At 46.0% G+C, this 252-nt stretch carries 1 protein-coding gene; it reads right to left on the reverse strand.

Going from position 1 to position 252, the window contains the following annotated elements; all coding sequences use genetic code 11:
• Positions 1-23: 23 nt before the first annotated feature.
• The coding region (locus tag FLQ44_RS08065) for an IS110 family transposase (protein WP_206208751.1) at positions 24-252 on the reverse strand (229 nt) is incomplete at its 5' end.

A 252-nucleotide genomic window follows, 5' to 3' on the forward strand; every position in this document is an offset into this window, starting at 1 on the left:
TCTTCCAATCATCGCATTAATAGCTACAATTCCTTCACTTCATAAACAAAAGTCTCCCACTTTTCTTTCTGTAGCGCGATGCAAAATCGCAAGATTAATTGAGCATCAGCTTTATCCGTTTTGGTGCGCGAGAGTTCACTAATTGCAAACCCTTTGATTCGAGCAGGATTAACGATACTGACCGTGTGCCCTTGGCTGTGCAGAAATTCTGCCACGCCTTCCCCATAGGTGCTAGTCGCTTCGAGGCAGGCG

Source organism: Vogesella mureinivorans (genome assembly GCF_007644035.1).
Taxonomy (GTDB): domain Bacteria; phylum Pseudomonadota; class Gammaproteobacteria; order Burkholderiales; family Chromobacteriaceae; genus Vogesella; species Vogesella mureinivorans.